Genomic DNA, 12,227 nt, shown 5'->3' with positions numbered 1-12,227 from the left:
TTCTTGGCATCCGGATCAGTAGGCAGGCAGCACAAAGGCACGTCGTCCCTATAAAACGAATGCAGACCGGAAAAATTAGCGATTGAGAAGAAGTGTCAGAGGGGTAGCTGCAAGCTCGAAGCTGCAAGCCACAAGAGGAAGCGACTGCGGGCAGAGAGCCTGCAGTCGCCAGTTGAAACTCAGGCGCTGACGGCCAGCGCGTGGCGACGGTGATGCACCTCGAGTTGATCCTTGATCACCTTGAGCACTCGGGCTTCGTGCTCATGAATGAAGAAGTGCCCGCCGGCCAGCATGTCCACCGAGAAGCTGCCCGAGGTTTCCTTGCTCCAGCCGATCAGTTGCTCGGTGGTGGCCTTGTCGGCCTTGCCGCCCAGCACATGCACCGGGCAATTGAGCAACGGGCGCTGCAGCGGCTGGAACTTGCCACAGAGCAGGAAATCCGCGCGCAGGATCGGCAGGGTCAGGCTCATCAACTCTTCGTTGGCCAGCACTTCCTCGCTGGTGCCGTTGAGCGTGCGCAACTGGTCGATCAGTTCGGCGTCGGTCTTCGGGTCGGCAAAACCGCGATCGTAATCCGCGCGCATGGTCGGCGCAGCGGTGCCCGAGGCGAACAGCGCCACCGGTTCCGGACAGCCCAGCGCCCGCAGCGCATGGGCGATTTCGCAGGCCATCAGCGCGCCCAGGCTATGGCCGAACAATGCATAAGGCGTCTTGAGCGTCGGGCGCAACTCCCTGGCCAGTTGCATCGCCAGTGCGCGCATGTCGGTGTGCAGCGGTTCGTCGAACCGCGCGCCACGCCCTGGCAGCTCCACCGGTTGCAGTTGCAGCCATTGCGGCAGCTTCGGCCGCCAGCGGCTGTAGACCATGGCACTGGCGCCGGAGTACGGCAGGCACAGCAAGGTCAACTTGTTGGTCACCACGCTTCCCTCGAAAAAATGTCTCTTCAAAAGGGTACGGATCAACGGCCGGGCAAATTAGTCGAGGGTGGCTAAATTTCCCCGGCAAACCCTCGTTAACCGTTCAGGCCAAAACAACAACGAGGATTCACCGTGGACCTGCAGACCATCCTGGGCAAGCTGTTCGCCAATGCCGGTGCCGTCGGCATCGAAGGCGTTTTCCAATTCGTGTTGGGGCCTCAGCTGACGTGCTGGTCCGAGGTCAAGGCCAGCACCCGCACCGAGGCCGGTCGACACCCGAACCCGGACGTGACCATTGAGGTGGCGCCAAACGATTTTGCCGGGATCATGAGCGGCACCGCCAACGTCGAGGAACTGTTCGCCAGCGGTCGGCTGAAGATCGGCGGCAACATGGGTCTGGCGACGATGTTGCCGCAGATCATCGACCAGGCCCGCTACGGGGGGGCGCCGGCGCAAAAGGTCGACATGAACAAGCGCTACCCGACACCGCCGCGCCGCAGTGAAAGCATCACCGCCGCACGACCGGTGCAGACCGTCGTCGAGCGCCGACCGCGTAGCGAACTGTCGCGCCAGGAATTCGAGGAGCGCTACCTGCCCTTCGGAACGCCGGTGGTCATCAGCAATGCCTTGCACGACTGGCCGCTGTTCAAGCTCAGCCGCGAAGAGTCGCTGGTGCATTTCGCCGAACTGCAAGGCATCACCCGCCACGGCGATTACGTGAAGAAAACCTTCTCCACCGAACGGGATTTCCGCTCCACCTCGATGGCCGATTTCATCGCTTCGCTGGACAGCCCGGCGGTCAAGGGCGCGGACGGCGAGCCGCCGGCGTATATGGGCAACAACATCCTGCCGGCCGCGCTGATGCAGCAGATCAAATACCCGCCCTACTTCGATGCCTCGCTGTTCATTCCGCCACGGATCTGGATCGGCCCCAAGGGCACGCTGACGCCGCTGCACCGCGACGACTCCGACAACCTGTTCGCCCAAGTCTGGGGCCAGAAGAAATTCACCCTCGCCGCGCCCCACCACCGCGAAGCGCTGGGCACCTGGTCCACCGCGCCGGAAGGCGGCCTGGATGGTTGTGATTTCAATCCGGATGCGCCGGACTATGATCGTTTCCCCGCCGCACGCGACGTGACTTTCCTGCGCGTGACGCTGGAGGCCGGCGATCTGCTGTTCCTGCCCGAGGGCTGGTTCCATCAGGTGGAGTCAGTATCGACGTCGCTGTCGGTCAACTTCTGGGTGAACTCGGGCCGGGGCTGGTAACCGCCATTATTTGAGGTGACGAAAGCTCTGCACTGCAGAGCCCAGCACCACCGCACCGGCGGCAATCGCCAGCCAGAAACCGCTCCGCGCGCCAAAGGCATCCACCAGTGCGCCGGAGCCGGCGGCGCCGATGGCCACGCCGATGCTCAAACCGGTGACCAGCCAGGTCAGACCTTCGGTGAGTTTGGCCGGCGGTACGATGCGCTCGATCAACGCCATCGCCACGATCAGCGTCGGCGAGAAGAACAGCCCGGCGATGAACACCGCCACAGACAACCCGAGGATGTTGGTCGCCAGCAACAGCGGCAGCGTGGTCACCGCCGTCGCGATCCCGCCATACAGAAACAACCTGGGCAACGGCAGTTTCGAGCGCATCGCACCGAAGGCGATACCGGCCAGACAGGAACCGATGGCGTACACCGACAACACGATGCTGGCCGCCGCCGGCTGGCCCTGCTGCTGAGCGAACGCGACGCTGACCACATCCACCACGCCGACGATTACGCCCATGGCGAGCATCAACGCCAGCAGCCATTGCACGTCGGTCGAACGAATGATCGAACCCTGATGCTGCGATTCGTGCGGATGCACCGGTGGCTCGGTGCTGCGCTGGGCGACGAACGTCGTGACGCCGATGGCCAACATCAACAGCGCCGCCAGCGGCCCGGCCTCGGGAAACACGCCGACGCACAACCCCACCGACAACGGCGGGCCGACAATAAAGCAGACTTCGTCGAGCACCGACTCCAGCGCATACGCGGTCTGCAACTGCGGCTGACCGCGATAGATTTCGGTCCAGCGTGCCCGCGCCATCGCCGACATGCTCGGCATGCAACCGGCCAGCGCGGCGCAGACAAACAGGGTCCAGGTCGGCGCCTGCAAGCGGGTGCAAAACAGCAACATCAGCAGCGCGCCCCCGCCGATCAGCGCTGCCACAGGCAGCACTCGCCCCTGGCCGAAGCGGTCCACCAGCCGTGACACCTGCGGCGCACAAAACGCCGTGGCCAGCGCAAACGTCGCCGCCACCCCACCCGCCAACGCATAGCCGCCGGTCAATTGCGAAAGCATGGTGATCACACCGATACCGGTCATGGAAATCGGCATGCGCGCGACCATCGCAGCCATCACAAAAGCCCGGGCGCCGGGGGCGTTGAACAACTCGCGGTAAGGGTTTGCCATCGGATGCAGCCTCAACAGGGGCGGCCAAGTTGCCACAAAGCCTGACGGGCGGGGAAGCGAGGAATTGTTGGTGGAGTGTGAAGACTAGAAGCGTGCGATTGACTCACGACTGACTCTACGTGCCTGCTCATCTATTGCCAGAATGTCGTCAATCGTATTAACCGGCGCTGAGTCGATGCGTTGCAGGGTTCGATCAATGACTCGCACGATGTCAGTGAAAGAAATTCGCATGGACAAAAAGGCGTCGACCGCCACTTCATTTGACGCGTTCAGGACAATACTTGCCGCCGGCGGCTGATTGATCACCTCCATGGCCAACTCAAGACACGGGAAACGAACAAGATCAGGTTTCTCGAAGGTCAATGCCGACAACTGGCTGAGATCCAATGGCGCGACGCCTGAAGTTATACGTTGCGGATAGGCCAACGCATGGGCAATGGACATGCGCATATCGGGATTGCCCATCTGTGCCAGTACGGACTGATCCCGAAAAACCACCATCGAATGAACAATGCTCTGAGGGTGTATCAGCGCCTCGATACGCGACGGCGCCGTATTGAACAACCAACTGGCCTCAATGATCTCCAGGCCTTTGTTAATCATCGTTGCTGAGTCGACGGATATTTTTCGGCCCATCACCCAGTTGGGATGAGCACAAGCCTCTTTAGGCGTAACGTCTCTGAGCGATGCCAGCGAACGCGTCCTGAACGGCCCGCCCGAAGCGGTCAGAATCAACCGCTCAGCGCCGGATAATTCGGGATCACAACCTTGCAAGCATTGAAAGATCGCATTGTGTTCGCTATCCAGCGGCAAAATAACTGCACCGGACTCTCTGGCTGTGCGCATGAACAACGCACCAGACATGACTAAGGCTTCCTTGTTGGCCAAGAGTATTTTTTTTCCGGCCCGGGCTGCGCTCAAAGTTGGCAGGAGCCCTGCCGCACCGACGATGGCAGCAACGACGGTATCGCACTCTGCGACACAAACGACCTCGCACAAAGCCTCGATACCGCAACATACCTCGGTACGTGACTGTACTGCCTGTAGATGTGCCTGAAGCTCTATCGCGTGGTGCGGTTCACTTACGATAGCCACGATCGGGTTAAACTCGAGACACTGTTGAAAAAGCTTTTTTATATTGCAATGCGCACTTAATGCATACACAACATACTTGTCAGAGTTACGTGCGACTACATCTAAAACACTGTCACCAATAGACCCGGTAGAACCGAGAACACATAGGCGCTGTAACATTTGAATATCCTGACCCATAAAAACCAGGCATTGAAACTTCGATATATACAAAATCGAAATCACCCAGAATCAAAAAACTCCCACGACCTGCGACATCCACCATCACAAAATTCAGAGAAGTTCTTTCTGACAATAGCTCCAAAGCTACGTACCACAAGTGCTACCTCTATGAGCGTTTGCCATAAGCATCAATACAATTCTGAATATTCACTCGCAAAATACCGCATACACCATAGAACTATACAACCAGAAAAAAGCGCCAAAAATAAAAAAAAGATATAACAAAAAAATTGCCCCTTGAACAATAAACAACTAACTTCCAACCACAACACCCGTCTGTTTTTCCCTAAGAAGTCTGGCCAGCGTAGTAACGCCCAGTAGCGAAGACGTATTGGAGTCTAGCTATGGAAGAGTTACTTATTCTGGTCGATCGGCGAGATCGTAAAAAAGGCTGTGCGCCCAAGTTGCAGGCCCATCAATTCGGGCTTTTGCACCGTGCGTTCTCGATCTTCATTTTCGATAACACTGGCCGTGTCCTGTTACAACAACGCGCCTTCGGCAAATACCATTCTCAAGGCCTGTGGACCAACACTTGCTGCGGGCATCCCCGGCTTGGCGAGCGGACGCTTTCAGCCGCAAAACGCCGTTTGCAGGAAGAGATGGGCATAACCTGCTCCTTGCGCAAGGTTTCCACGCTGCTCTACCGCGAAGAAGTCTCGAACCAACTGATAGAGCACGAGTTCGACCACGTGTTCGTCGGTGTCAGTCACTGTGACCCCATCGCCAATCCCGAAGAAGCCCATGCATGGCAGTGGCTCAAGCTTTCACAACTCCCCGCACGCATCGCAGCTGCCCCCGAGACCTTCACCGTTTGGTTCCGTCGGATCGTCGAGACCACCGGAGTTGCCAGGATAAGCACCTGGAAAGAACTCGCAAAAACGAACCACTAGAAAGGAATCCAGCATGTTCGAATTACTCAAGACCATCGATAGCCCGGTTGATTTGCGTGCGCTGCATGTCGCCGCCCTGGGCCCACTCGTGGATGAACTGCGGGCGTTCATTTTGCATAGTGTCGCTAGAACCGGCGGTCACCTCTCGGCCAACCTTGGCACCGTGGAATTGATTGTTGCGCTGCATTACGTGTTCAACACCCCCAACGACAGAATCGTGTGGGATGTCGGCCATCAGGCATACGCCCACAAAATCCTTACCGGTCGACGTGAAGCGATGGAGAGTATTCGCCAATTCGGTGGAATTTCCGGCTTTCCTCGCCGTTGCGAATCTGAATTCGACACCTTTGGCACGGCGCACTCGAGCACTTCCATCTCGGCGGCACTGGGCATGGCGTTGGCCGCTCGCAATCAATCGCAACCCCGCCATTGCGTAGCAGTAATCGGCGACGGCGCGGTAACCGGCGGCATGGCATACGAAGCGATGAACAATGCCGGCTTATATAAGCAATTGCCGTTTCTGGTGATTCTCAACGACAACGACATGTCGATCTCGCCACCGGTCGGGGCCTTGCGCGAATACTTCGGGAAATTGAAGCAGGTAAAAGAGTCAGGAACAGAGGCGACTTTTTTCGAAGCATTGGGCTTTAGCTACACAGGCCCCATCAACGGCCATCAACTCGACGAGTTGCTCCCTGCACTGCGTGCCCTGAAAAAACTGCGCGGCCCGCAACTGCTGCACATTGTCACGGAAAAGGGGCACGGTTACTCACCGGCCGCATCCAACCCGGTGCTTTATCACGGACCGGGAAAATTCGACCCCGCACACGGTATCGATCCCCCCGTGACCAGCAAGGCCACTTACACCCAAGTGTTTGGCAGATGGATATGTGATGAAGCTGAACGTGACCCAAACGTCGTGGCGATCACACCAGCGATGTGCGAAGGATCAGGTCTGGTGGAGTTCGAAGGACGCTTCCCCGACCGTTTTTTCGATGTCGGAATTTCCGAACAACACGCGCTGACCTTTGCTGCAGGATTGGCAGCCGAGGGTTTGAAACCGGTGGTGGCGATCTACTCGACCTTTTTGCAACGAGCTTACGACCAGTTGATTCACGATATCGCTATCCAGAATCTGCCTGTGGTTTTCGCCATAGACCGGGCTGGTATCGTCGGTGCCGACGGCGCCACTCACACGGGCGCTTTCGACATCGCTTATCTGCGCTGTATACCGAACCTTACTGTCATGGCCCCGGCAGATGAAGACGAATGCCGGCAGATGCTCCACACCGCACTCCTCCAAAAAGGTCCGAGTGCAGTGCGATATCCACGCGGATCGGGTAACGGCATCGTTACATCGCGGACGTTGCATGCCCTGCCGGTGGGCAAAGGTGAAATTCGCCGAACCTCCACGCAGCCCACCGGCTATCGCATCGCCATCCTGGCGTTCGGCTCGATGCTGCGCCCCGCCCTTGAAGCCGCCGAAGCATTCGACGCCACTGTCGCCAACATGCGCTTTATCAAACCCCTCGATGGGGCCCTCGTTGAGCAACTGGCCCGGGGTCATGACTTTCTGGTAACCATCGAGGAAGGTTGCTTGATAGGCGGTGCCGGCTCGGCATGTCTCGAACAGGTAGCGGCGCTCAACCACTCACCGCGGGTGCTGCAATTGGGGTTCAGCGATCACTTCATCGAGCATGGCGCACCCGAAAAGTTGATGAACATGTGCGGGCTCGATGCGCCCGGAATAACACATTCGATAGGAGCGTTTTTAAGCATGCATGGCATAGGGTTCTCCAGCAATCGTGGTGCAACGGACGGCGTCTCGTTGCAGGCATGGAGAATGAATTGAATATTCAAAAAGGAGAGAGACTAATGAGAACGCAAGCAAAACAGCCTGTTGTTACCGATGAAATTCACCTGCCTTATCGAGTTATTCAAGGTGCCAGTGTCGACAGCTATCAGCAGAAAGTCGTGCGTACCTACAGCGACAGTCCCGACGACTGGCGCAAGGCTATTGGTGACTCGCTGTGGTTCCAGTTCGGCATCTACAGAGGCTGCTCACCTCAACCCATTACCCTAGATGAGGCCGGCGTCCGCTACTTCGAGCGACAACTGAAGCTGGCCGGTCTTGAACAGCCAGAGCACCCGCCAATCAAACGCATACTCGATATCGGTTGTGGCTGGGGTTCCGTCCTCCAGTATTTAGCTGAACACTTTCCTGAATGCCAGCACTTGGATGGCATCAATATCAGCAGTTGTCAGTTGAAACACGCTGCTCGGCTTCACGCAGAGCAAGGCTCCTCCAATCGTATTAATTTATACCAATGCAATGCACAAGATATTGATCTGTTACCAAGCACGGATAAACCTTACGACTTAGTAATTATGCGCGGAGTCATCTCTCACTTTTCCAACGACCTGTTCAAAACCGTCATGGATAAACTGCGGCAGCGAGTGCTCCCGGGCGGCGTGGTCATTATTTCCGACAACCTCTATAACATAGACCTGAGCAAATACAAATCTGACACACCTGACGCCGTGGACAGACTCGCGTGCAAGCATCGAAAAACTCCTGAATTTTTTTCCCACGTACTGAAGCAGAGCGGATTCACTATACAAGATATGCAAGTACTGCCTGATAATGCGGATGCAACGCGCTGGTTACTTGATATCAGAACCAATATAGAAAAACATTTCCCGAAAGGCATCCCTCGAGCATTGAAAGAATTACACATCATGTGCGAAAGCCTGTCGATCGCAATAGTGAAAAACCAGGTTTCAATATACAGCACTATCTTAAAAAGACTTTAAAGCACACTCCCCCACCATGCACATTACATCATTCACGTCTCATCATATAAAATCGTTACCAAGGAGTGAATCATGACCAAAACGCCAAACTTCATACAAACTTTAACCGGCCTGCCAAAACTGGGAGAGAAAATCTACCATCCAGACTTTCATCTGACGCTGAAGCCCAAATGGCACCCGGATCACGATACAGTAGAAGCACAGGTGGCATCCACAGACAGCCCATATATATTGGCCTTTTATGGGAGCCAGAGAGCTATTGACCATTATCTGGCTCAGAGCATGCCTGCCTTTGGAGGTCTTTGTTATCCGCATACCAAGAAGGACCGAATCTATAATTTGGAGCGGATGATGAGTATCACCACATTAATAGACGACACCACCACCAGGCCCGACATAATCGCGGATAAACAGCGGCAATCCACGCTCCGCCAGCACTACTGCGATGCTATAGCGGGAATTCAACCTCCTGCATCCGAACCTATCGCTCAGTTACTGTATGAAGGTTTAATTCCTATCAAAGAGCAATTATCTTCGAAACCGCGTGTATGGGAACGCCTGAAAGAGTCGATGCACGCCATGATTATCAGCCAAACCGAGTCACTCGCACTGCAAATGGACACGCTGGATCTTGATCGTTACCTGGAGTTGCGGCGCGTCGACAATTATGGAGAGTGGGCTGCCACAATGACTGAATATGCGATCGATGTAGATATGACATATGCACTTGCTACCAATAGTTCACTCGCCACCGTGAGAACTGCGGCAATCGATTCAATCACTTTGGTAAACGACCCTTATTCTTTTCGTAAGGAAATACACATCGATGACTCAGTTAATTCGGTGTGGTTACTAATGCGAACAGAGGGACTCACACTTCAGCAATCACTCGACAGATTGGCAGCCATGGTTCTGGACAATGAGCGCAAGCTTATAGCCGCACGCGACAAGGTACTTGCCGGGCCACTCGGAAAGCAAAGCGATGTGCGCGAATATCTCACTGAACTGGAGCATCTAGCGTCAGGAAATGCGGAGTTCCATGCTATCAGCACGCGATATCATGGAAGCGACTTTAAAGGAAAGCGATTTATCTCCGGTAAAGTGACGATCAAACCATTACCTTCGACTGATGAGATTGCGGCTGCAGAAATCGCAGAGAGACAAAAAAGCATTAAGAAACTTCCTTAACGCAAGCGACGCTTTTATAAACTTATTCATGGAATTACCAACTTCGACAGGTGTAAAACACGGCCCGACACGAGCTCCGGGTTAGCAAAGACCAGATCTGCTAACGACTGATAGGGGAAACACCATGAAAGTCATCCTCGCCCAACCCCGTGGTTTCTGCGCCGGGGTGGTCCGGGCCGTCGAAACCGTCGAGCAGGCACTCGAGCTTTATGGCACCCCGGTGTATGTGCGCCACGAGATCGTGCACAACCAGCATGTGGTCGACAGCCTGCGCCGCAAGGGCGCGCGTTTCGTCGAAACGCTGGATGAGGTGCCGGCGAACGCAGTGACCATTTTCAGCGCCCATGGCGTGGCCAGGGTCGTCGAAGACCATGCCCGCCAACGCCACTTGCGGGTCCTGGATGCCACCTGCCCGCTGGTGACCAAAGTGCACAACCAGGGTCGTCAATACGCTGCCCGAGGTTATCAGGTGATCCTGATTGGCGAACCGGACCATCCCGAGGTGATCGGCACGCTCGGACAAATTCCCTCTCCGGTGGTGGTCGTACAAACCGAAGCGCAAGTCGCCACACTCGAGTTTTCACAGGACACACCGCTGGCCTACATCACCCAAACCACCCTCAGCGTCGACGACACACATGCAGTAGTCGACGCACTCAAGCGGCGTTATCCGCAGATCATCGGACCCGACACCCGCGACATTTGCTATGCCGTACAGAATCGTCAAACGGCTGTACGTGAACTGAGCCAATGGGTCGATGTGGTGCTGGTGATCGGCAGCCCACAAAGCGCCAACTCCGTGACGTTGCGTGATATCGCCGCTGAAACAGGAATCCCCAGTTACCTGATCGCCGATGGCAGCGCAGTTCACAGCGAATGGCTTAACGATCAATCGACCATCGGTATTACCGCCGGGGCTTCAACGCCTGAGGCAATGGTCAGCGATGTTCTCAACGCCCTGAGCAGGATCGCCCCGCTCCAGATCGAGAACCTGCCGGGGCGCGAAGAACATGTTCACTTCCGCCTTCCCGACGGGTTGATCACCCGTCAGTAAGCAGCACCCCACTGGAGTCAAATCCATGGACAACCCCATCGTTCGACGCACCACCCGGCAAGTAATCATCGGTCCCGTCACCATAGGCAGCGAAGGGCCTGTTGTTGTGCAGGCCATGACCAACACCGGCACCACCGACGCCCAAGCCACAGCCCGTCAGGTCGAAAGTCTGGCGCTGGCAGGTGCCGAGCTGGTGCGGATCACGGTCAACAGCCACGATGCCGCAGCGCAAGTGGCGCACATTCGCGAGCTTCTGGATCGGCGCAACATCAAGGTGCCGCTGGTGGGTGACTTTCATTTCAACGGCCATCGTTTATTGGCGGCATATCCCGAATGCGCCGAGGCTCTGGGCAAGTACCGCATCAACCCCGGCAATGTCGGCAAAGGGGCCAAGCGTGACGAGCAGTTCTGCAGCATGATCGAAGCCGCCTGCCGCTACGGCAAGCCGGTGAGAATCGGCGTTAACTGGGGCAGCCTGGACCCGGATTTGCTGGCTCGAATGATGGACGCAAACGCGGCATCAGCCCTGCCGCTGGAGTCCGATGCGGTGATGCGTGAGGCGATAGTGGTATCGGCGCTGGAGAATGCGCAACGGGCCATCGACGTCGGCTTGCCGGCAGACCGGATTGTGCTGTCGGCAAAAGTCAGCCATGTGCAGGATTTGATCGCGGTGTACCGCAATCTCGCCGCACGTTGCGATTTTCCGCTGCATCTGGGGTTGACCGAGGCCGGCATGGGCTCCAAAGGTATCGTCGCCTCCTCTACCGCGCTGGCGGTGCTTTTGCAGGAAGGCATCGGTGACACGCTGCGCATTTCCCTGACTCCTGAACCCAACGGTGACCGCACCCGTGAAGTGCTCGTGGCGCAGCAGATTCTGCAGGTCATGGGCTTGCGTGCATTTACCCCCACCGTGGTGGCCTGTCCCGGGTGCGGGCGCACCACCAGCAGCTTTTTTCAGGAACTGGCGCAGCAGATTGAAGGTTTTCTCCAGGCCCGAATGCCCGAGTGGAAAATGCAATTTCCCGGCGTCGAAAATATGCATGTCGCGGTCATGGGCTGCGTCGTCAATGGCCCGGGCGAAAGCCGTCTGGCGAACATCGGCATTTCCCTGCCTGGAGCAGGAGAGCATCCATCGGCACCGGTGTACATGGACGGCGAGCGGGTAATGACACTCAAGGGCAGCAACATCGCAACGGACTTCACTGAGTTGCTCGACGCCTACGTGGCTGCCCGGTATGGCCTGCAATCCGAGGACAAAGCCAGACTGGAAGCACTGTTAAATCCATCCCGGTGAAGTTGAATAGATTTAGCAACGTCGTTGGAGATCTCTTCAAGTTTCAATGTGAACTCGTAGCCAAGTTGCCACAAAGCCTGACGGGCGGGGAAGCGAGGAATTGTTGGTGGAGTGTGAGGGGAGTGCTCCCGCGAAAGGTTCAGGATCTTGGCTTCGCGAATTGCCTGCCAGACGCTTCGGGCGGGTCGCTGACCGCTCGTCCATTGAGCTGCGCACCTGTCAAACCTGACAGGTGCGCAAATCCTGCCAACAGCTTTTCATGGAGCTGTCATCGCAGCAAAGGAACCGCGTTGATAAGCACCCTCATCAAC

Annotated in this window: 10 protein-coding genes; 7 read left to right on the top strand and 3 right to left on the bottom strand. The window is 56.6% G+C overall.

Features of this window, described 5'->3' with window-relative positions; all coding sequences use genetic code 11:
- Positions 1-179 precede the first annotated feature (179 nt).
- Positions 180-917 carry a thioesterase II family protein gene (locus ACTJK7_RS02935; RefSeq protein WP_108560629.1) on the bottom strand — a complete coding sequence of 246 codons (738 nt, stop codon included), beginning with the start codon at positions 915-917 and terminating at the stop codon, positions 180-182.
- A gap of 132 nt (positions 918-1,049) precedes the next feature.
- On the opposite strand from ACTJK7_RS02935, the gene ACTJK7_RS02930 reads away from it, so the two are divergent.
- Positions 1,050-2,183, top strand: coding sequence for a cupin-like domain-containing protein (locus tag ACTJK7_RS02930; RefSeq protein WP_108560626.1), 1,134 nt, complete (start codon positions 1,050-1,052; stop codon positions 2,181-2,183).
- Positions 2,184-2,189: 6 nt separating this feature from the next.
- Here the strand turns inward: ACTJK7_RS02930 and ACTJK7_RS02925 are convergent, their stop codons facing one another.
- Complete coding sequence (locus tag ACTJK7_RS02925) at positions 2,190-3,362, bottom strand: MFS transporter (protein ID WP_108560623.1); 1,173 nt, start codon at positions 3,360-3,362, stop codon at positions 2,190-2,192.
- 84 nt (positions 3,363-3,446) lie between these two features.
- Complete coding sequence (gene ispC / locus ACTJK7_RS02920; protein ID WP_440780293.1) at positions 3,447-4,622, bottom strand: 1-deoxy-D-xylulose-5-phosphate reductoisomerase; 1,176 nt, start codon at positions 4,620-4,622, stop codon at positions 3,447-3,449.
- Positions 4,623-5,020: 398 nt separating this feature from the next.
- On the opposite strand from ispC, the gene idi reads away from it, so the two are divergent.
- The 6 genes from idi to ispG all read left to right on the top strand — a co-directional run bounded on the left by idi (position 5,021) and on the right by ispG (position 11,916).
- Positions 5,021-5,566, top strand: coding sequence for an isopentenyl-diphosphate Delta-isomerase (gene idi, locus ACTJK7_RS02915; RefSeq protein ID WP_440780251.1), 546 nt, complete (start codon positions 5,021-5,023; stop codon positions 5,564-5,566).
- 13 nt (positions 5,567-5,579) lie between these two features.
- Positions 5,580-7,418 carry a 1-deoxy-D-xylulose-5-phosphate synthase gene (gene dxs, locus ACTJK7_RS02910; protein WP_440780250.1) on the top strand — a complete coding sequence of 613 codons (1,839 nt, stop codon included), beginning with the start codon at positions 5,580-5,582 and terminating at the stop codon, positions 7,416-7,418.
- A 23-nt stretch (positions 7,419-7,441) separates the two neighbouring features.
- Positions 7,442-8,380: an SAM-dependent methyltransferase gene (locus ACTJK7_RS02905; protein WP_440780249.1), complete on the top strand. Its 939-nt coding sequence runs from the start codon at positions 7,442-7,444 to the stop codon at positions 8,378-8,380.
- Positions 8,381-8,452: 72 nt separating this feature from the next.
- Positions 8,453-9,568 (top strand): terpene synthase family protein, encoded by a 1,116-nt coding sequence (locus ACTJK7_RS02900; protein ID WP_440780247.1) that lies wholly within the window; start codon positions 8,453-8,455, stop codon positions 9,566-9,568.
- 124 nt (positions 9,569-9,692) lie between these two features.
- A complete protein-coding gene (ispH, locus tag ACTJK7_RS02895) occupies positions 9,693-10,622 on the top strand; it encodes a 4-hydroxy-3-methylbut-2-enyl diphosphate reductase (RefSeq protein WP_440780246.1) in 930 nt (309 codons plus the stop codon).
- A gap of 25 nt (positions 10,623-10,647) precedes the next feature.
- Positions 10,648-11,916 carry a flavodoxin-dependent (E)-4-hydroxy-3-methylbut-2-enyl-diphosphate synthase gene (gene ispG, locus ACTJK7_RS02890; protein ID WP_440780244.1) on the top strand — a complete coding sequence of 423 codons (1,269 nt, stop codon included), beginning with the start codon at positions 10,648-10,650 and terminating at the stop codon, positions 11,914-11,916.
- Positions 11,917-12,227 lie beyond the last annotated feature (311 nt).

Source organism: Pseudomonas sp. 22085, assembly GCF_052045815.1.
GTDB classification, from domain to species: Bacteria; Pseudomonadota; Gammaproteobacteria; order Pseudomonadales; family Pseudomonadaceae; genus Aquipseudomonas; species Aquipseudomonas glycinae.
This window is presented reverse-complemented; position numbering and strand designations above follow the sequence as displayed.